The organism is Mycobacterium aquaticum, assembly GCF_002086485.1.
GTDB classification, from domain to species: domain Bacteria; phylum Actinomycetota; class Actinomycetes; order Mycobacteriales; family Mycobacteriaceae; genus Mycobacterium; species Mycobacterium aquaticum.
This window is the reverse complement of record NZ_MVHF01000015.1, coordinates 40,209-59,629: the sequence shown is the minus strand read 5'-3', so window position 1 is coordinate 59,629 and position 19,421 is coordinate 40,209. Positions and strand designations below refer to the sequence as shown.

General features: G+C 66.7%; 22 protein-coding genes. 13 read left to right on the top strand and 9 right to left on the bottom strand.

The annotated features are described in order from the left end of the window. Genes BST13_RS16420 through BST13_RS16410 form a run of 3 tightly spaced genes read left to right on the top strand, consistent with a single transcriptional unit; the run spans nucleotide 1 to nucleotide 2,301 of the window. Nucleotides 1-495 carry a flavin reductase family protein gene (locus tag BST13_RS16420; RefSeq protein ID WP_245839661.1) on the top strand — a complete coding sequence of 165 codons (495 nt, stop codon included), beginning with the start codon at nucleotides 1-3 and terminating at the stop codon, nucleotides 493-495. Between the two features lie 13 nt (nucleotides 496-508). Further along, nucleotides 509-1,585, top strand: coding sequence for a C45 family autoproteolytic acyltransferase/hydrolase (locus BST13_RS16415; RefSeq protein ID WP_158087156.1), 1,077 nt, complete (start codon nucleotides 509-511; stop codon nucleotides 1,583-1,585). A gap of 56 nt (nucleotides 1,586-1,641) precedes the next feature. Further along, complete coding sequence (locus BST13_RS16410; RefSeq protein ID WP_095533573.1) at nucleotides 1,642-2,301, top strand: GntR family transcriptional regulator; 660 nt, start codon at nucleotides 1,642-1,644, stop codon at nucleotides 2,299-2,301. Between the two features lie 210 nt (nucleotides 2,302-2,511). On the opposite strand, the gene BST13_RS16405 is transcribed toward BST13_RS16410, so the two are convergent. Together BST13_RS16405 and BST13_RS16400 are read right to left on the bottom strand one after the other, a co-directional pair. After that, nucleotides 2,512-3,228 carry a type 1 glutamine amidotransferase gene (locus BST13_RS16405; RefSeq protein WP_083165087.1) on the bottom strand — a complete coding sequence of 239 codons (717 nt, stop codon included), beginning with the start codon at nucleotides 3,226-3,228 and terminating at the stop codon, nucleotides 2,512-2,514. Beyond that, entirely contained in the window at nucleotides 3,225-4,445 is a 1,221-nt protein-coding gene (locus BST13_RS16400; protein WP_083165086.1) for a Mur ligase family protein, read from the bottom strand. The genes BST13_RS16405 and BST13_RS16400 overlap by 4 nt, the downstream gene beginning before the upstream one ends. Before the next feature lie 74 nt (nucleotides 4,446-4,519). Here BST13_RS16400 and BST13_RS16395 point away from each other — a divergent pair, with 74 nt between their 5' ends. Then, the gene (locus tag BST13_RS16395) at nucleotides 4,520-5,533 is read left to right on the top strand and encodes a DEDDh family exonuclease (protein WP_083165085.1); all 1,014 of its coding nucleotides are present in this window, start codon (nucleotides 4,520-4,522) and stop codon (nucleotides 5,531-5,533) included. Here the strand turns inward: BST13_RS16395 and BST13_RS16390 are convergent. Both BST13_RS16390 and leuA read right to left on the bottom strand, forming a co-directional pair. Beyond that, nucleotides 5,530-5,916 carry an SHOCT domain-containing protein gene (locus tag BST13_RS16390; RefSeq protein ID WP_083165084.1) on the bottom strand — a complete coding sequence of 129 codons (387 nt, stop codon included), beginning with the start codon at nucleotides 5,914-5,916 and terminating at the stop codon, nucleotides 5,530-5,532. The two genes, BST13_RS16395 and BST13_RS16390, sit on opposite strands and share 4 nt — an antisense overlap. Before the next feature lie 52 nt (nucleotides 5,917-5,968). Then, nucleotides 5,969-7,777: a 2-isopropylmalate synthase gene (leuA, locus tag BST13_RS16385; protein WP_083165083.1), complete on the bottom strand. Its 1,809-nt coding sequence runs from the start codon at nucleotides 7,775-7,777 to the stop codon at nucleotides 5,969-5,971. Nucleotides 7,778-8,102: 325 nt separating this feature from the next. On the opposite strand from leuA, the gene BST13_RS16380 reads away from it, so the two are divergent. Continuing rightward, nucleotides 8,103-8,330, top strand: a complete 228-nt coding sequence (locus BST13_RS16380) for a hypothetical protein (protein WP_083165082.1) — start codon at nucleotides 8,103-8,105, stop codon at nucleotides 8,328-8,330. A 47-nt stretch (nucleotides 8,331-8,377) separates the two neighbouring features. Here BST13_RS16380 and BST13_RS16375 read toward each other — a convergent pair whose 3' ends face one another. From BST13_RS16375 to BST13_RS16355, 5 genes are all read right to left on the bottom strand, one after another. Continuing rightward, nucleotides 8,378-8,719, bottom strand: a complete 342-nt coding sequence (locus tag BST13_RS16375; RefSeq protein ID WP_083165159.1) for a thiocyanate hydrolase — start codon at nucleotides 8,717-8,719, stop codon at nucleotides 8,378-8,380. Nucleotides 8,720-8,723: 4 nt separating this feature from the next. Further along, entirely contained in the window at nucleotides 8,724-9,434 is a 711-nt protein-coding gene (gene scnC, locus BST13_RS16370; protein ID WP_083165081.1) for a thiocyanate hydrolase subunit gamma, read from the bottom strand. After that, complete coding sequence (locus BST13_RS16365; protein ID WP_083165080.1) at nucleotides 9,434-10,270, bottom strand: nitrile hydratase subunit beta; 837 nt, start codon at nucleotides 10,268-10,270, stop codon at nucleotides 9,434-9,436. Before BST13_RS16365 ends, scnC begins: the two co-directional genes overlap by 1 nt. Before the next feature lie 123 nt (nucleotides 10,271-10,393). Then, nucleotides 10,394-11,041, bottom strand: a complete 648-nt coding sequence (locus tag BST13_RS16360; protein ID WP_083165079.1) for a helix-turn-helix domain-containing protein — start codon at nucleotides 11,039-11,041, stop codon at nucleotides 10,394-10,396. A gap of 130 nt (nucleotides 11,042-11,171) precedes the next feature. After that, the gene (locus BST13_RS16355) at nucleotides 11,172-12,425 is read right to left on the bottom strand and encodes an ammonium transporter (protein WP_083165078.1); all 1,254 of its coding nucleotides are present in this window, start codon (nucleotides 12,423-12,425) and stop codon (nucleotides 11,172-11,174) included. 135 nt (nucleotides 12,426-12,560) lie between these two features. On the opposite strand from BST13_RS16355, the gene BST13_RS16350 reads away from it, so the two are divergent. From BST13_RS16350 to BST13_RS16315, 8 genes are all read left to right on the top strand, one after another. Next, nucleotides 12,561-13,544 (top strand): linear amide C-N hydrolase, encoded by a 984-nt coding sequence (locus BST13_RS16350; RefSeq protein ID WP_083165077.1) that lies wholly within the window; start codon nucleotides 12,561-12,563, stop codon nucleotides 13,542-13,544. A gap of 76 nt (nucleotides 13,545-13,620) precedes the next feature. After that, nucleotides 13,621-14,886 (top strand): aspartate kinase, encoded by a 1,266-nt coding sequence (locus tag BST13_RS16345; protein WP_083165076.1) that lies wholly within the window; start codon nucleotides 13,621-13,623, stop codon nucleotides 14,884-14,886. Nucleotides 14,887-14,891: 5 nt separating this feature from the next. After that, entirely contained in the window at nucleotides 14,892-15,926 is a 1,035-nt protein-coding gene (locus BST13_RS16340) for an aspartate-semialdehyde dehydrogenase (protein WP_083165075.1), read from the top strand. Nucleotides 15,927-15,933: 7 nt separating this feature from the next. Next, the gene (locus BST13_RS16335; RefSeq protein WP_083165074.1) at nucleotides 15,934-17,076 is read left to right on the top strand and encodes a DUF4185 domain-containing protein; all 1,143 of its coding nucleotides are present in this window, start codon (nucleotides 15,934-15,936) and stop codon (nucleotides 17,074-17,076) included. 66 nt (nucleotides 17,077-17,142) lie between these two features. Continuing rightward, nucleotides 17,143-17,550: a hypothetical protein gene (locus BST13_RS16330; protein ID WP_083165073.1), complete on the top strand. Its 408-nt coding sequence runs from the start codon at nucleotides 17,143-17,145 to the stop codon at nucleotides 17,548-17,550. A gap of 55 nt (nucleotides 17,551-17,605) precedes the next feature. Next, nucleotides 17,606-18,040, top strand: a complete 435-nt coding sequence (locus BST13_RS16325) for a Fur family transcriptional regulator (RefSeq protein ID WP_281254755.1) — start codon at nucleotides 17,606-17,608, stop codon at nucleotides 18,038-18,040. A 102-nt stretch (nucleotides 18,041-18,142) separates the two neighbouring features. Next, the gene (locus tag BST13_RS16320; protein WP_083165071.1) at nucleotides 18,143-18,661 is read left to right on the top strand and encodes an LppU/SCO3897 family protein; all 519 of its coding nucleotides are present in this window, start codon (nucleotides 18,143-18,145) and stop codon (nucleotides 18,659-18,661) included. A gap of 17 nt (nucleotides 18,662-18,678) precedes the next feature. Next, nucleotides 18,679-19,320 (top strand): sensor domain-containing protein, encoded by a 642-nt coding sequence (locus BST13_RS16315; protein WP_083165070.1) that lies wholly within the window; start codon nucleotides 18,679-18,681, stop codon nucleotides 19,318-19,320. Nucleotides 19,321-19,421: the final 101 nt, after the last annotated feature.

Below are 19,421 nucleotides of genomic sequence, written 5' to 3'. Positions count from 1 at the left end.
ATGAAGCGGGTGAATCGGCAGTTCGTGACGGGTGTCACCGTGGTCACCGCACTCGACGGCGACAAGCCACGAGGGTTGGCGGTCAACGCGTTCGCGAGCATCTCACTGGATCCACCGACCGTGATGGTCGCCGTCCAGCACACGTCGTCGACGCATGACTGCCTGTTCCGTGCCGAGCACTTGGCGATCAACATCCTCTCTGCCGACCAGCTCGACGTGGTGGGCCGGTTCGCGGCGAAATCCGACGACAAGTTCTCCGGATTAGACTGGCATGCAGGGCCTTTCGGAAGCCCGCTGATCGATCGCAGTTCGGCCGGCATGGAGGTCGAGATCCGTGAACGGCTGCAGGCCAGCACGCACACGGTCTTCATGTGCCGGGTGGTGCATGCCGAGGTCGGCGATCGGGACCCCATGGTGTACAGCGCAGGCAAGTTCTTCCACGGTGGCAACCTGGCCGCGCTCGAATCTTCACCCATCGGCGCCCAACGTCGTTGAGAAAGCAGGGTTTATGAGCCAGTACCTCACGTGTTCGCTGTCGGGAACGGGAAGAGAGCGGGGTTTGTCGCACGGTCGTCAACTCGCCGCAGAGATCTCCGGCCTGTACGAGCGGTACATCGTGAATGGTCATGGAATCTCGCCGAATTCACCGGAAGAGTCCACGCTGCTGCGTCGGGCAGAGTCGTATTGGCCTGCGATTCAGGAGTTCGACAACGACCTCGCCGACGAACTTGTCGGAATCGCCGAGGGAGCCGAGCTCGAATTCGCCAAGGTGTTGTTGCTCAACTGCTATGACGAGTTCGGCCTGGATCCGGCCGACGGCCCGGCAGGGCACTGCACCGGTGTGGTCTTGGCGCCCGAAGCGACTGTCTCCGGCGCCACGTTGCTCGGCCAGAACTGGGATATCCCTCGTTGGTATCAGCCGTGTGTGCTCTTCCACGTTGCCGAGGCGCAGGGGCAGCCGGAGGCGTTCATCCTGAGCCAGCCTGGGATCATCGGTGGGCCAGGTATGAATCAGCACATCGCGCTGTGCTGGATGACGGTGCTTCCGACTGATGCGGTGGTCGGCGTCCCGGGCAGTCTGCTGACCCGACGGGCTCTGGCGATGACATCGATCGACGATGCGCTGGCAGTTGTCCTGGACGCGAAGCGGGCCACCGGGCAGAACCTCTTCGTGGCCAACGGCCGGCGTGGCGTCAACGTCGAGACGACGGCCGGCACTCACCATGTGACCGAAGTGGCGGTCACATGGGCGCACGCAAATCACTACAAGGACGAGATGCTGCGGGCGCTGGAGATTCCTGGCGACCCGATCTGGTCGAGCAGAAGCAGATTGGCGCGCATGGAGATGCTTCTTCGGCGTCGTGGACAGTCGCTCGGTCCGGAGCATCTGTTCGACATGCTGCGGGACCACGAGGGCTACCCCGGCAGCATCTGTGAGCATCAGGAAGGTGAGAACCAGGCGGAGACGCTGGCGTCGATCGTCATGTCGCCAGGGGAAGGCAAGCTGTTTCTGTCCTTCGGGCCGCCGTGTTCCAATTCGCCCATCGAGATGACCCTTCGACCCCTGGATCACGCGGTCAAGTGATCGACGTCGAACTCGATGAGTCATGATGAGGCGCAGGCACGTCAGGGAGGACTGCGGTGACCAGCAGTAATGGCTCGATCCAGGGTCGATTGATCGAGGAGATCAGGCGGCGGATCATCGCGGGTGAGATCGCGCCCGGCGTGAACATCTCCGAGCTGGCCATCGCCGAGGAGTTCGGAGTGTCCCGAACTCCGGTGCGTGAGACGTTCAAGCAGCTGCAAACCGAGGGACTCATCGAGATCCGGCCGCGGGTCGGAACGTTCGTGACCACACCGTCGCGCCGTGAGATCACCGAACTGTTCCAGATGAAGGAACTGCTGGAAGGCGCGGCGGCGCGGCTGCTTGCGCAACGTGGACGGGTGCCCGAGATCGACAAGCTGGAGGAGAATCTCCGCCAGGCCGACGAGGCCGTTGCCCGCGACGACCGTGCTCGCTACGCCGAACTGGTGGAGGAGTTCCACGATCTGCTGATCGTCGGTGCCGACAACAGCAAGCTCGAAGCGCACTACCGCATGCTGATGAACCAGCTCGCGTACGCGCGGCTGGTCCACACGTCACTGAGCCAGCCAGGCCGGCCCTTGCAATCCGATCGGGAACACCACGTCGTACTCGATCTCATCGTCGCCAAAGACGGCGACAGCGCCGAACGCGTGATGCGGGAACACGTGCGGGCGAGCCGGCAGGCCCTGCTCGCGGGCCTGGGTGACTCTGTGTAGTTGGTCCCCTTGCACCGCGAGCGTGCGCGTCTGTTGCCCGGCGCGCCGTGCAGACGGCAAATACGCACTGAGATTCTGCCGCGGACTTCGCGCACGTAACGTGGTGGCGGAGAATCGCGAATTTTCCCGCCACAGCGTTACGTACGCGGAGCCGTTGGGGCGTGAGCGTCGGCGTGTCGCACCGGCAGACACGCACGCTCGCGGGGCTGACTACACCCGACGGGGCGCCGCCAGCCGCTCCTTGCGCAGCAGCTCCACCTCGGGCAGTTCGAGCCCAGGCAGCTCGCCGACCACCCGCGACAACAGGTGATCGGCCAGCTCCGGGTTGCGGGCCAGACATGGCCCGTGCAGATAGGTGGCCACCACGCTGCCCTGCACCGCGCCGTCGTAACCGTCCCCGGCCCGGTTGCCCGCACCCTTGGTGACGGCCGCCAACGGGCGGGCGTCGGGGCCGAGAACCGTTCCGCCGCGGTGGTTTTCGAAGCCGGTCAGCGGCTGTGTGAGCCCGTCCAGCAGTGGTTTGGATGCCACTTCGCCGATGGTCCTGGCCTCCTGCGGCGACGTCGTGACGTCCAGGAGGCCAACGCCTTCGACGCGTTCGCCTGCCGAGGTCTCATACCAATGGCCCAGGACCTGGATCGCCGCGCAGATCGCGAGCACAGGAGCGCCCCGCGAAACCGCCTGCTGCAGACCGGGATACCGGATCAGGTGCTTGGTGGCGAGGCGTTGGGCGTAGTCCTCGGCGCCGCCGAGGGTGTAGATGTCGCACGAATCGGGCACCGGGTCGGCCAGGGTGATCTCGACGATCTCTGCGTCGATGCCACGCAGCCGAAGCCGCTGCCGCAGCACCACCGCATTGCCGCTGTCGCCGTAGGTGCCCATCACGTCGGGGAGCACCAGGCCGATGCTGATCTTCGAGGTGGTCATGAGATCCGCCGATTCAGTTGCAAGAACGCGGTGTAGTTCGCGATCACCTCGACATGTCCCGGCGGGCATGAGTCGATCGCGGCGACCGTGTCGTGCACAAGCGTATGTTCGACATCCGCGTAGCCCAGCCGCACCGCAAGGTCGGTGCCGCGTTCACCGGCGGCCACCACCTGCGTGTCGCCGAAGTGCTCGAACCGGACATCCCACAACCACGACAGGTCTTCACCGTCGGGCACCTGCCCGTTGACCGCGATCACCACACCCGCGCCGTGCTTGTCCACCATCGACAACGCCTCCTGCCATCCGGCCGGGTTCTTCGCGAGCAGGATCCGTGCGGTGTGCGAGCCCACCTGTACGGTGCGGTACCGGCCGGCCACTTCGTCGACGCCGGACACCGCGGCCACGGCGGCGGCTGGATCGGCGCCGAGCGCGACCGCCGCCGCGACGGCCTGGGTGGCGTTGCCGCGATTGACGGCACCGGGCAGCGCCAGTGTCATGGGCAGGACCAGCCCGTCGGGCCCGTATATGTGGGTGTCGTCGAACCACCACTGCGGGCTCGGACGCTTGAAGTCGCTGCCGGTGGAGTACCAGCTGACGCCGTCGCGCACGATGATCTCGCCGGAGCGCGGGCAGCTGACCGAGTCGCCCGCCCAGCTGCCGCCTGCCGCGACCCATACGACGTTGGGGTTGTCGTAGGCGGCCGAGGTCATCAGGACGTCGTCACAGTTGGCCACGATCACCGCACCGGGGTGCCGGGCCAGGCCGCCGCGCAGCGTGCGTTCGATGTGGTTGATCTCCCCGACGCGGTCCAGTTGGTCGCGAGACAGGTTGAGCAGCACGATCACCGACGGGTCCACGGCGTCCGAGACGTGCGGGACGTGCATCTCGTCGACTTCCAGCGCCGCCAACTGCGCGGACCTCGCCCCGGCCAGCGCGGCCACCAGCCCGGCGTCCATGTTGGCGCCCTCTGAGTTACTGGCCACCGGGCCCACGGTGGCCAGTGCGGCCGCGGTCATCCGGGTGGTGGTCGATTTGCCGTTGGTGCCGGTGACCACCACAGTGCGACGGCCCTGTCCCAGCTGGCGCAGGATCGAAGAGTCCAGCGTCATTGCGACCAGGCCGCCGATCATTGCGCCTGCGCCTCGGCCGGTCACCCGCGACGCCCAGCGTGCGGATGCTCCGGCCGCGAGGGCGGCACGTCCGCGCAGGGTCAGCATTCCGGCGATTTTAGGTGCACGACACGCTGGCCCGCCGAGCGAGGTTGTCGGACTTGCGTGCCATCCTGGCGACTATGAGCACCGCACCGCCGTTGACGGCCCGCCCGTCGTGGGGCCGACCGGCAGCCGAGCCGGGCGCGGGCTGGGCCGTCGTCGATGTCGAGACCTCGGGTTTCCGGCCCGGGCAGGCCCGCATCGTGAGCGTGGCCGCGCTGGCGGTCGGCGACGACGGCAGTGTCGAACGCAGCGTGGCAAGCCTGCTCAATCCGGGCGTCGATCCGGGTCCCACCCACGTGCACGGGCTCACCGCGGAGATGTTGGAGGGCCAGCCCACCTTCGCTGACGTCGTCGATCAGCTCATCGACGTGCTGCGCGGTCGCACGCTGGTGGCCCACAACGTCGGATTCGACTACGGCTTCCTGACCGCCGAGGCCGAGTTGGTCGGAGCCGAGCTGCCCATCGACTCGGTGATGTGCACGGTCGAGCTGGCTCGCCGGCTGGAACTGGGCACCGAGAACCTGCGGCTGGAGACGCTGGCAGCGCACTGGGGCGTCAGCCAGATGCGGCCGCACGATGCGCTCGACGATGCTCAGGTGCTGGCGCAGATCCTCAAGCCCACCCTGGCCAGGGCCCGCGACCGCAAGGTGTGGCTGCCGCTGCGCGAGGTCGGCCGCCGGCGCTGGCCCAACGGCCAGGTCACTCATGACGAGCTGCGGCCGTTGAAGGTGCTGGCATCCCGGCTGCCGTGCCCGTATGCCAACCCGGGAACCTATGTGCCCGGCCGTCCGCTGGTGCAGGGTATGCGGGTCGCGTTGTCGGCGGAGATGACGCGCACGCATGAGGAGGTCATCGAGCGCATCCTCGATGCAGGCCTGGCCTACACCGATGCGGTCGACCAGCAGACCTCGTTGGTGATCTGCAACGAGACCGCCCCGGATCAGGGCAAGGGCTACCAGGCGCGCGAGCTGGGGGTGCCACTGGTCGCCGACGGGGAGTTCATGACCCTCATCGGCCACGTCGTCGGTGGGACCGACGTCGAGGAATTCGTCGACAGCCCGCCCGACGGCGACCAGTTCACGTTGTTCTAGCTCAGCGCCTTGGCCTTGAGGGCCTCGTACTCGGCCTGGGTGATGGTTCCCGCGTCGAGCAGTGCCTTCGCGTCCGCGATCTCCTGAGCCGGGGTGCGGCCAGCTGCCTCCCGGATGTAGGCGTCGGTCTCCTGCTTGGCCGCAGCGGCGGCCGTGGCCGCGCGCTGGGCCATGCCCTTGCCGCGGGCGATCAGGTAGATGAACGCCGTGAGCCAGGGGAACACGATCAGGAAGATCACCCAGACCGCCTTGATCCAGCCGGAGGTCTCATGATCGCGCCAGAACAGGTCCCCCAGGATCTGGAACAGCACCAGCAAATATGCAATCCACGCAAAGATGATCAGGAAGTGCCAGAGAAAGTCCCACGATGATCCCCAGTCCATGGGTGGCTCCTTTGGAATTGTCGGCTGCGTAGCTGATCTACGCTTCCGTCAGTTAACCACGCGCGGCACGGTTTACGGCGGACACGACGGCCCGAAGTGATGCAGTCGTTATCGACGTCGCGATACCGACGCCCCACACGGTCTTCCCGCCGATCGACACCTCCACGTAGGCCGCGGCCTGCGCTTCCTCACCGGAGGACATGGCGTGCTCGGAGTAGTCCAGCACGTTGATGTCGTAGCCCACGGCTCCGAGGGCGTCGACGAACGCCGCCAGCGGACCGTTGCCCGCACCGACGATCTCGCGTTCCACGCCGTCGATCTTCACGATCGCGGTGATGGTGTCGGTGCCGCCGTCGACCTCGGAGGCGACGACCTTCTGCCGCATCCGCTCGAGCGGCGTGATCGGCGCCAGGTACTCGTCGGAGAAGACGTCCCACATCTCCTTGGGCGACACTTCGCCGCCCTCGCCGTCGGTGATCTTCTGGACGGCCTGCGAGAACTCGATCTGCAGCCGACGCGGCAGCACCAGCCCGTGATCGGCCTTCATGATGTAGGCGACGCCGCCCTTGCCGGACTGCGAGTTGACGCGGATGACGGCCTCGTAGGTGCGGCCGACGTCCTTCGGGTCGATCGGCAGGTAGGGCACCTGCCACAGGATGTCGTCGACGTCCTGATCGGCGTCGTCCGCGTCCACCTTCATCTGGTCCAGGCCCTTGTTGATGGCGTCCTGGTGGCTGCCCGAGAACGCGGTGTACACCAGGTCGCCGCCGTAGGGGTGGCGCTCGTGTACGGGCAGCTGGTTGCAGTACTCGACGGTGCGGCGGATCTCGTCGATGTTGGAGAAGTCGATCTGCGGGTCCACGCCGCGGGAGAACATGTTCATGCCCAGCGTCACCAGGCACACGTTGCCGGTGCGCTCACCGTTGCCGAACAGGCAGCCCTCGATGCGGTCGGCGCCGGCCTGATAGCCCAATTCCGCTGCGGCGACGGCGGTTCCGCGGTCGTTGTGCGGGTGCAGGCTCAGGATGATCGAGTCCCGCGGGGCCAGATGGCGGTTCATCCACTCGATCGAATCGGCGTAGACGTTCGGCGTGGCCATCTCGACCGTGGCGGGCAGGTTGACGATCAGCGGCCACTCCGGCGTCGGCTGGACCACTTCGGCGACCGCGTTGCAGACGTCGACGGCGTACTGCAGTTCGGTGCCGGTGTAGGACTCCGGCGAGTACTCGAAGCGCCACAGCGTGCCGGGGTACTTCTTGGCCTCCTCGACGCACATGCGGGCGCCGTCGGTGGCGATCTTCTTGACGGCCTCACGGTCGGCGCGGAACACCACGCGCCGCTGCAGGATCGAGGTGGAGTTGTAGAAGTGCACGATGACGCGCGGCGCGCCGGCGCACGCCTCGAAGGTGCGCTCGATCAGCTCGGGCCGGCACTGCGTCAGCACCTGGATGGTGACGTCGTCGGGAACGGCGCCCTGCTCGATGATCTCGCGGACGAAGTCGTAGTCGGTCTGGCTCGCCGACGGGAAACCGACCTCGATCTCCTTGTAGCCCATGCGGACCAGCAGGTCGAACATCCGGCGCTTGCGCTCGGGGCTCATCGGGTCGATCAGGGCCTGGTTGCCGTCACGCAGGTCGACCGCGCACCACATGGGTGCGTGCTCGATCACCTTGTCCGGCCAGGTGCGGTCGGGCAGCGTGACGGGTTCGACTTCAGCGGCGAATGTCCGGTACCGGCTGACCGGCATCGACGATGCACGCTGGGTGTTCCAGGAGGGTTGGCCGTCGCGGCGCGGACCGGCCGGGGTCTTGATGGCGCGTACCGAACTGTAGGCGTCGACAGAGGTTTCTTGCGTGGTCATGATGGTTGCTCCGGGTCGATGGGGATTCAGACCGGCGCATCGCGAAAACCCGCGACGGGAGGCCAGTCTGGATCAGACCCCGTCGCGGCGTCCGAGAAGGAGCACCCGCTGCACAGTCAACATCACCGCTGACTGTACTCCGCGACCCTGTCCGACCCAAAACCTGAGCGTGTGCAGCCATCCTCCGATCGGGGGACGGCACATTCAGCCGGCCCATCCTCCAGTTGCTCGACAGACCCGGACAGCTTTGCGCGGCATTCTTGTCTCAACGGCGAAACAAGCCGAAGAAACAATCGAAATAGCCACTCACGCAAAGGAATTCGAAATGATCACCACCAAGAGCATCGTCCGGTTCGCCGCATTGCCGGTCCTGTCCGCCGGGGCCATCGGCGCCGCCGCCCTCGGCCTGGCAGGCACCGCGTCCGCTCAAGGCCCCACCGGCCCGGGTCACGTGTACAGCCCCGACACCTACGCCACCCCGGCCCCGGACGTGATGCCCGGCTGGCACAACCACCACGGCGCCTGGCGCATCACCGACCTGCAGAATCAGTAGTGCGGCAGAGGTCATCCCGAAACGGGATGGCCTCACCCGCGTGTGGATCAGGCCTCGAGCCTGGCGCGCACCGCGTCGAGCCGCTGCCGCAGCTCGGTCTCGTCGATAACGCCGCGCACCAACAGTGAGTGCGCCAGCGACACCAATTGGTTCTCGGGGTAGGGCAAGTCCGCATAGAGCGTCGCCGAGAGTTCGTCTTCCTCGTCGCGGCGCTCCTTGAAGCTGAGTCTCCCTGTGCCACAAGCAGAATGGTCAAGGGCGTCGCACAGGCCGTCGAGGCTGGTCTTCCACGGCGGCACGGGGTTCTCGACGCCGTACTTGGCGGCCATCCGGGGCCATACCTGGTTGCGTTCGACGATGTTCTTCAGCGTCGAGATGTCGTCAGTCATCACGTCACTCCGCCGGGTGGACCGCAGGGCGGGTGTCGACGATCACATTGGTGGTGACGCCCGGCTTGGGCAGCGCGACGCCGATGAGGCAGTCCCGCGTGATGATCTCGGCGAGCTGATCCTCGTCCCAGCCCTCGGTGCCCTCGGGGCGCATGGGCATCACCATGAAGCGATGCTTCTGGTTGGAATCCTCGACGCGGACCTCCACGTCGTCGGGAAGGTAGAGGCCGAATTCGGCGAGTACCTGGCGCGGCCAACGCACCAAACGCCTGCGGTAGTTGGGGGTGCGGTACCACTCGGGTGAATTACCCAGGATGGGCCGCGGGTAGCACGAGCACAGCGCACAGACGATGACGTTGTGCAGGGTCGGGGTGTCCTCGAGGATCTTGAACGCGGTGAAATCGCTCGGCGTGCCGAAGCCGGTCGGCTCCAGCCAGTCGACGCCGACGGCTTTGCTCGCTGCCAGCGCGTCGGTCAGCGCGAGCTGCTTGAACTCCGGATCCAGCCAGGCCCGCGCGACCAGGCGGGCGGCCGGCGTCGGGCCGATCTGCTCGGCGAACTCGGTGAACCGGCGGTGCTCCTCGGCGGTGAAGATGCCCTTCTCGATACACAGTTCACGCAGGGCGATCTCGAGCACTTCGAAGTCGGTGATCTCGTCCACCATGGGCTTGACCGTGCGCGCGTGGTCGTGATCGTGGTCGTGGTGATCCGTCATCAGGCCCTCTCCAGCCAACGTTCGGGGATCTCTGTCTGCAAGGTGTCGCTCGCCGTGCCGGTGTAGCCGTGCCACAGCTCGGACTGGTTGAAGCGCACGATGTAGAACCACTCGGGTGTGGCGTCGGCGCGGTCCCACGTCTCGTCCTCGGCCGCCGGGCTCTCGTAGGTGACCTCGGCGATCTCGCCCCGGGCGCCGCGGACGTATTCGGGAGTGCGCGTGTAGAGCAGGATCGGCAGCTCGCGGACCTTCACCGCGTCGCCCACCCGGAACTTGGGCTCGCCCGCCTGCCCGGCATAGACCTGCGGGTCGCCCTTGCCGACCGCACGGATGTGGTGTTCGTTGCGCCTGACGTCCGCGCCGTCACCCTCGGACTTCGGTTGCGCCTCGAGCTTGTGGCCCGCGAGGCCGCCCTCGTAGCGGTCCTTGACCTCGACCATGCGTTGGGTCAGCTCACCGAGGCTGATGTGGTGTTTCTCCACCAACACCCGCGCGACCGCCCACAGCCACCGCCCGTAATAGGGGAAGCCCTGATAGACCGCGCGCCCGACGTCGACGTTGCCGATGCGGCGGCGTTCCTCCGACAGCCAGATCCCGCGCCACGCGAGCACCTCGCAGATGACGTAGGTCATGTGCTCCCAGTACTCGTAATCCTTGTTCTCGTACTTCATCGGAGCGTCCGGCTCACCGCCGACGTCATGGACGGTCTTCATGTACGCCAGGAAGCGCTCGTGATCGAGCAGATCGGGTGGCGGCGCGTCCGGCATCTCCGGATAGGCGGACTTGAGTCGTCCGACCAATTCCAGGTGGGCGGCGCGTTCGGCGGCTGTGCTCATGGGAGTTCCCCTCGGCGGGCACTGTCGAGCAGACGCCTTCGAACTTTAGTGACGCTGCCACTCGCGCATGGTGGAATCCGCGACTTACGCGCGCGAAAATTCAGCTCGCAGCGGTGTTCTCGGTCAGACCTGCGAATCGGGGAAGGCGATGACCGACAAGAACCGGATCGGTAGCTCCACCAGATCGGTCGGGCCGTGGGCGCCCTCGCCGTCGATCTGCAGCGAGTCGCCAGGGTGTAACCGGTACACCGAGCGGCTGTGGCTGTAATCCATCACGCCTTCGAGCATGAAGATGAACTCGGTGCCGGGATGCTGGAACAACGGATATGTCTGACTCTTCTCCGACAGCGTCACATGCAGGCATTCCAGCCGCTTGTGTTCCCCGCGCAACGAGCTGAGCAGCTGGTACTCGTGGCCCTCGCGCGTGCCCTCGCGCACGATGCGCGCTCCGGTGCCCGCCTTGACGAACGCGGCCGGACGTTCCACGTCCGCACCGCGAAACAGGCTGGTCACCGGCACGTCCAAGCCCTTGGCCAACAACGCAAGAGTGGACAGGCTGCACGAGGTCTGCGCGTTCTCGATCTTGGACAGCATGGCCTTGGAGATCCCGACCTGGGCCGCCATGTCGGCGACCGTCAGGCCGTGCTGCTGGCGCAGCTGGCGCACATTGCGCCCGATCGCCGCCTCGAACTCGAGTTCATCGGCCGTGGCAAGCGGATCGCGGTCCCGGGCGGTGCCCGACTTGTTGCGGAGTAGGGGGACTTCACTCATGCGCAATCCGCCTTCGGCTTCTGGCTGGCGCTCACAGTTACCTGTTTAACGTATTTCCCTCCGCATCCTGCCGCATTTCCCCACGCCGACGTGGCGGCGTGGGGCTGCGGAGCCTTCCGTGGGTCGTGAGTCAGACGAGTTCGAGCTCGTAGGCGGCGTCGCGATGGACCTTGGTGTCGATGCCGAGTTCCTCGTCTTCCGGCGAGATGCGGATGCCGATCGTCTTCTTGATCGCCAGCGCGATGAGGTAGGCGATGACGAACGAATAGACCATCACGGCCAGTGCCGCGACGGCCTGGCGCCACAGCTGGTCGAAGCCGCCGCCGTAGAACAGGCCGTTGACCTTGTTGGGCATCGTGTCACTGGCCAGCAAGCCGATGAGCAGCGTGCCGATGACGCCGCCGACGAGGTGCACACCGACCACGTCGAGAGAGTCGTCGTAGCCGAACTTGTCCTTCAGGCCGACGGCCAGCGGGCAGATCGCCCCCGCGACCAGGCCGAGCACGATCGCACCGACGGGCGTGACGGCACCGCAGGCCGGGGTGATGGCCACCAGGCCGGTGATGGCGCCCGCCGCGGCGCCGACGCCCGTGACGTGTCCGTCCTTGAGTTTCTCGACCGCGAGCCAGGCCAGCGTGGCCGCGCAGGTCGCGACGAACGTGGTGACCATGACGATGGCGGCCGAATTGCCCGCGGCCAGCGCCGAGCCGCCGTTGAACGCGTACCAGCCGGCCCACAGCAGCCCCGCTCCCAGCAGGGTCAACGGCACGTTGTGCGGCTTACGCAACCGGCCCCAGTTGACGCCCTTACCGAGCACGATGGCCACGGCCAGCGCGGCGGCGCCTGCGTTGATGTGCACCGCGGTGCCGCCCGCGAAGTCGATGGCGTGCAGCTTGTTGGCGATCCAGCCGCCCACCGAGTCTTTGGTCACGGTGCCGTCGACCGCGAACACCCAGTGTGCGACGGGGAAGTAGACCAACACGGCCCAGATGGTCGCGAAGACCATCCATGCGGCGAACTTCATCCGGTCGGCGGCCGCTCCCGAGATCAGCGCCACGGTGATGGCCGCGAACAATGCCTGGAACAGCGAGAAGAGGCTGACCGGCAGGCCGTTGATGGTGGTCATCGGTTCCAGCAGGTTCTTCATGCCGAGGAACTCGGTGAAGCTCCCGACGAACCCGCCGTACGAGGTGCCGAACGTCATGGAAAACCCGAAGAGGATCCAGAGCACACCGACGACAGCGACCGCACCGAACGTCATCATCATCATGTTGGTCGAGCTCTTCACCGAGACCATGCCGCCGTAGAACAGCGCCAGGCCGGGGATCATCATCGTCAGCCCGATGATGCAACAGAGCATGAACGCCGTGGTTCCTGTGTCCATCAAATATCTCCTGAGGGTGGCGGCCCGTCGGGCCGATCCCCGCCAATAGACGACGCTTGTGTTACGGGAACGGGATTCGCGTGTTGCGGGCGGATTACGCCTGAGCAGGGTCCGAGCTGGCTAGCCTTTGGGCGCATGTGCACCCGCGTCGTCTACCTCGGGACCGGTGATCGCGTCGTCACCGGCCGTTCGATGGACTGGAAACTGGAGATCGGCACCAATCTGTGGGTGTTGCCCCGCGGGGTGGCACGCACCGGGCAGGCCGGACCGGACTCGGTGAAATGGACTGCGAAGTACGGCAGCGTGGTGGCCACCGGCTACGACATCTGCACCACCGACGGGGTCAACGAGGCGGGCCTTGCGGTGAACCTGCTGTGGCTCGCCGAATCGCAGTACCCGGCCGCCGACACCGCAGGCCCTGCGGTGGCCCTGTCGCTGTGGGGCCAGTACGTCCTGGACAACTTCGGTTCCGTCGCCGAGGCCGTCGCGGCATTGACCGCGACTCCGTTACGCGTCGCGACCGCCGATGTACCCGGTGAAGAGCGGATGGCCACGTTGCACCTGGCCATGTCCGACGGTACGGGTGACAGCGCGATCGTCGAGTACGTCGACGGGCGACAGACCATCCACCATGGCCGCCAGTACCAGGTGATGACCAACTCGCCGATCTTCTCCAAGCAACTCGCCATCACCGAGTACTGGGAGGAGATCGGCGGCACCGTCATGCTGCCCGGCACCAACCGCGCGGCGGACCGATTTGTGCGGGCGTCCTTCTACATCAATGCCATACCCAAGTCCGACGATCCCGTGCTGTCGGTGGCCGCGGTGTTCAGCGTCGTGCGCAACGCGTCGACCCCGTACGGCATCGCGACCTCCGACGAACCGAACATCTCCTCGACCCGCTGGCGCACCGTCGTCGACCACAAGGCGCTGCGCTATTTCTTCGAGTCGGCACTGTCCCCGAACACGTTCTGGGTGGAGCTGGCGAACCTGGATTTCAGCGAGGGTGCGCCAACCCTGCGGCTCGATCTCGGTGAGGGGGAGAAGACCGTGTACGCCGGCGATGCGAGTTCGCAGTTCCGGCCGGCGCAACCGTTCACCTTCATGACGGTCCCCTGACCGGGCGACAAAAAACCAGCTGCACGTCTCCCTTATCCTTGATGCGACTCATTCCCGCGTTCTCGAAGGACAGACAGTGGCGCTCGTCGTACAGAAATACGGCGGATCCTCGGTATCGGATGCCGAGCGAATCCGTCGCGTCGCCGAGCGCATCGTGGAGACCAGGAAGGCCGGCAACGACGTCGTCGTGGTCGTCTCCGCGATGGGCGACACCACCGACGATTTGCTGGACCTGGCCCGCCAGGTCTCGCCCGCGCCGCCGCCACGCGAGATGGACATGCTGCTCACCGCGGGTGAGCGCATCTCCAACGCGTTGGTCGCGATGGCCATCGAGTCCCTGGGTGCGCAGGCCCGTTCGTTCACCGGCTCGCAGGCCGGCGTGATCACCACCGGCACCCACGGCAACGCCAAGATCATCGACGTCACCCCCGGCCGGCTGCGCGACGCGCTCGACGAGGGCCAGATCGTGCTGGTCGCCGGGTTCCAGGGCGTCAGCCAGGACAGCAAGGACGTCACCACCCTCGGCCGTGGCGGCTCGGACACCACCGCCGTCGCGCTGGCCGCCGCACTGCATGCCGACGTCTGCGAGATCTACACCGACGTCGACGGCATCTTCACCGCAGACCCGCGCATCGTGCCCAACGCCCGGCACCTCGACACCGTCTCCTTCGAGGAGATGCTCGAGATGGCGGCCTGCGGCGCGAAGGTGCTCATGCTGCGTTGCGTCGAATACGCGCGTCGTTACAACGTGCCCATCCATGTCCGCTCGTCGTACTCCGACAAGCCGGGCACCATCGTCAAAGGATCGATCGAGGACATCCCCATGGAAGACGCCATCCTGACCGGAGTAGCCCACGACCGCAGCGAGGCGAAGGTCACGGTGGTCGGGCTGCCCGACGTACCGGGCTACGCCGCCAAGGTCTTCCGCGCCGTCTCCGACGCCGACGTGAACATCGACATGGTGCTGCAGAACATCTCGAAGATCGAGGACGGCAAGACCGACATCACCTTCACCTGCGCCCGGGACAACGGCCCCGGCGCAGTGGAGAAGCTGACCGCGCTCAAGGACGAGATCGGGTTCAGCCAGGTGCTCTACGACGATCACATCGGCAAGGTGTCGCTGGTCGGCGCGGGTATGCGCAGCCACCCCGGCGTCACCGCCACGTTCTGTGAGGCGCTGGCCGAGGTCGGCGTCAACATCGACCTGATCTCCACCTCGGAGATCCGAATCTCGGTGCTGGTCAAGGACACCGAGCTCGACAAGGCCGTCGCCGCACTGCACGAGGCGTTCGGCCTCGGCGCCGACGACGAGGCTGTGGTCTACGGCGGGACAGGGCGGTAAACGAGATGGTCAACATCGGTGTGGTCGGCGCGACCGGTCAGGTCGGCCAGGTCATGCGCACCTTGCTCGAGGAGCGCAACTTCCCCGCCAGCTCGGTGCGGTTCTTCGCCTCGGCCCGCTCGGAGGGCAAGAAGCTGCCGTTCCGCGGCCAGGAGATCGAGGTCGAGAACAGCGAGACCGCCGACCCGTCCGGGCTGGACATTGCGCTCTTTTCGGCGGGCGCGACCATGTCGCGTGTGCAGGCTCCGCGGTTCGCCGCGGCCGGCGCCGTCGTCGTCGACAACTCCTCGGCCTGGCGCAAGGACCCCGAGGTCCCGCTGGTGGTCTCCGAGGTCAATTTCTTGCGTGACGCGGGTACCCGTCCGAAGGGCATCATCGCCAACCCGAACTGCACCACCATGGCTGCGATGCCAGTGCTCAAGGTGCTGCACGAAGAAGCCGGCCTGACCCGGCTCATCGTGTCCAGCTACCAGGCGGTGTCGGGCAGTGGCCTGGCCGGTGTCGAGGAACTCGCCACCCAGACCCGCGCGGTCGTCGACGGCGCAGAGGCGCTGGTGCACAATGGATCGGCGCTCGAATACCCCGCACCGGTCAAATACGTTGCGCCCATTGCCTTCAACGTGGTCCCGCTGGCGGGTTCGCTGGTCGACGACGGCTCGGGGGAGACCGACGAGGACCAGAAGCTGCGCTTCGAGAGCCGCAAGATCCTGGGTATCCCCGAGCTGCTGGTGTCGGGCACCTGCGTGCGGGTGCCGGTGTTCACCGGGCACTCGCTGTCGATCAATGCCGAGTTCGCCCAACCGCTTTCGCCTCTGCGCGCCAAGGAACTGCTGGCCGACGCGCCAGGGGTGAAGCTGGTCGACGTACCCACGCCGCTGGCCGCGGCCGGTGTCGACGAGTCGCTGGTCGGTCGGATCCGCCAGGATCCCGGTGTGCCCGACGGGCGTGGTCTCGCCCTGTTCGTCTCGGGTGACAACCTGCGAAAAGGCGCGGCGCTGAACACGATTCAGATCGCCGAGTTGCTGGCCGCCGAGCTCTGAGCGCGGCGTGTCCGCCGCCCTGAGGTTCGTTGCCGCGGCGACGGCGGTTGCCGTGTCGTTGTGGCAGGTGCCCTCGGCGCATGCCGACCCGCCGTCGCCCGCTCCCGGTCCGGTGCTGGCGCCGCTGGGTCCGGGACAGGTGCTGCGGATCGCGCCGGCCGCCGGAACGGGCACTCCCACAGGGGATTACGGGATCGGCGCGACCGACCTGTGCGAGTTCATGGAGTTCCCGGCCCGTCTCCTGCAAGTGTGCGGTGACAGCTTCGCCGGGCAGGCGGTGGGCTTCGGCAACTGGCACGCACCGATCGCACTGCACGTCGACCCGGATTCGGTCGACGATCCTGCGGGCGTCCGCTACGACGGTGTGACCGGAGCCGTGGTGGGCACCCCGTTGCTGGCCGACAAGACGCCGCCGGGCAGTTCCCAGTTGCCCGCGGGCGTAGTCTCGATCAACCGGGACAACTACCTGATGGTGAGCACCACGGCCAACCTGCGCCCGCAGAACTCCAGGTTGGTGAAAGCCGATGCCTCACGGGGCAATTGGCAGACCGTCCCGGGTTCCGTGCGGCCGGCGAGTTATCAGGGCGGCGGGCAGTCACAGATCAGCGGCTATTACGACCCTGTCCCGACGGCCGAATCGCAGAGCGGCTGGGTCTACATCGTCGCCAACAACTTCGACCGCAGCGGGCAGGTGTTCCTCTACCGAAGCACGCCGCAGAGGTTCACCGACCGCGCCGGCTGGCAGGGCTGGTCGGCCAAAGCGGGTTGGGGCAAGCCGCCGACGCCGTTGTGGTCGGACAAGGTCGGTGAGATGAGCATCAAGCAGATCGACGGCAAGCCCGTCCTGTCGTATTTCAACGCCAGCACCGGCAACATGGAGATCCGGGTCGCCTACGACCCCACCGGTCTCGGGACGGCACCGGTGACCACCGTGGTGGTGGGCCGCGGCGTGGACTGGCCGGATCCGGCCGAGACGCTGCCGCCGCCCGAGGACAACCAACTGGCGCAGCCGTACGGCGGCTACATCTCCCCGGGATCGACGCTCGACGAGGTGCGGGTGTTCGTCAGCCAGTGGAACACCACGCCCGGCGGTGGCGCGACGCCGTACCGGGTGATTCAGTACGCTGTAAACCCGATAAAGCCCTGGTGAGCATGCACAGGGAATACATAGCCAATTCATGATCGGCACTTGGTTGACACTCGCAAGCTGGCTTACATGACTGATACATCTTCCGAACCCACCGGTCCGGTCGCCACGGCCGAGCCGCCTGTCACCGCACCCCCGGCGGCGCCTGCCGTCGTCGAGGAGCGCAGGCCGAATCGACTGTTCCAAGCGCTGGCCTGGGTCGGCATCGCTGCGGGCACGGTCTTCATCGTCGCCGTCGTCTTCGGCACCGGGTTCTTCCTCGGCGCCCACTCGGGCGGCGGACATCATCACCACGGCGGCGGTGGCTGGGAACGCCCCGGGATGATGTTCCACCACCACGGCGGGTGGGGTCAGGGCGGCCCTGGACAGCAGGGCGGTCCGGGTGCACCGGGTCAGGGTGGACCTGGCTTCGGCCCGGGTGGTCCCGCAGGCCCAGGTGGGCAACCGGGCGCCCCGACGACCACACCCTCCCGCTGACCATCGCAGCTCTTTTTGACCGACTCCAGACAAGGCGCATACTGGAGCGGTGACTCTGGTGCATGACGACGACCCCAGGGCTCGCTTGCGGGCCGTGGGGCTTCGGGTCACCGCTCCGCGGGTCGCGGTCCTCGAGGCGCTGGCCGCCCAGCCGCACGCCACAGCAGACGACCTCGCCACCCGGGTCCGCCAATCGCTCGGATCGGTCTCGACCCAGGCCGTCTACGACGTGCTGCGGGCCTGCGTCACCGCGGGCCTGGTTCGCCGGATCGAACCGGCAGGCTCGTCGGCCCGCTACGAGACCAGGGCCGGCGACAACCACCACCACCTCGTGTGCCGAGTCTGCGGCCGGGTGGCCGACGTCGAATGTGTCGTCGGGCCCGCGCCCTGCCTCGAGCCAGCGGATGTCGACGGTTTCACCATCGACGAAGCCGAGGTGGTGTTCTGGGGCGTCTGCCCCGAATGCCAGGCCGACCGCAACACCGCATAGACCACATCTGCAGCCCACCGGACGTCCCGGCTACCACATCAGGTGGCCGGGACGTCTGATTTTGTGGGCGTGTCGCCGTGAATCGTGAGATTCTGCCTAACCATGACGCGCAATCGGGTGCTGGTTGCCGTGCTGATCGCCGTCCTGGCGGGTGCCGTCGGCTGTGGCAGCGCGCAACCCGAACGCAACGCGGCCATGCTCTTCGCCGTCGGCGACTGCGTCAGTTTCCCGGCGGGCACCCCGTCGGCTCCCGACGTCACCCGCGCCGCCAAGGTGGCCTGCAGCGCTGATCCCAGCTACACCGTCGGGGCGGTCGCCGACGCCACCGGGGCCTGCCCCAGCGACGAATACCAGCATCTGCCCGCGAAACTGGCCGATCCGTCCACAGCCCGGCTGTGCCTCGTGCCCAATCTGGTGACCTACCACTGCTACGAACTGGGCGTGCCCGCGGGCGTCATGGGTCTGGCCGACTGCACCTCACGCGGCAACGGCGTACTCGTGCAGGTCACACAGCGGCTCGACGACGTGCAGGACGCCTCCAGCTGCCCGAAGGCGAGTGGCGAATACGCCTGGCGCTACCCGTCACCGGCCCGCACCTACTGCACTCGCACGTTGTACTGAATGGCATGATCAGTTGAATGCGCGCTCTGACTGTGGGTTTCGGGGTGGCCGGTCTCGCGTTGGCCTTGGCGGCGCCGGCAGGCGCCCGTCCGTCGGATCCGGGGGTGGTGTCGTATGCCGTCCTGCCGAAGGGTTCGGTCGGCAACATCGTCGGCGCACCGATGACATGGGCATCTAACTCGACGGTTCCGTACCAGGCTTTCGGGGTCGATGATCCGGTGTGCAACAACTGGGCCGACATCGGATTGCCCGAGGTGTACAACGATCCGGATCTGGCGTCGTTCAACAGCGCCACGACGCAGACCTCGGCCAACGACGACAGCCACTACGTCAAACAGGCGGTCGGGGTGTTCGCGACCGCAGACGCGGCAGACCGGGCGTTCCATCGGGTGGTGGACCGCACGCAGGGTTGTTCCGGGCTGACCAGCGCGATGCACCTGGACAACTTCGTCACGCAGGTGTGGACTTTTACCGGCGGACCGGCCAGTGCGACCGACGCGGACTGGGTGAAACAGGAAGCGGGCACCGACCGGAGATGTTTCACGACCACCCGTAAACGGGAAAACGTGCTGCTGCAGGCGAAGGTGTGTCAGTCCGGCAACGGTGGCCCGGCCGTCAACGTGCTGGCCGGCGCCATGCAGAACTCGCTCGGGCAATAACCGCAGAACGGAGTTGGATTAACCGTCACATTGACGTAATCCGCGCAGAGGCCGACTTTGTCGGTGCCGTCTGGAAGATGGAAAGAACCAGACGGTCCGAC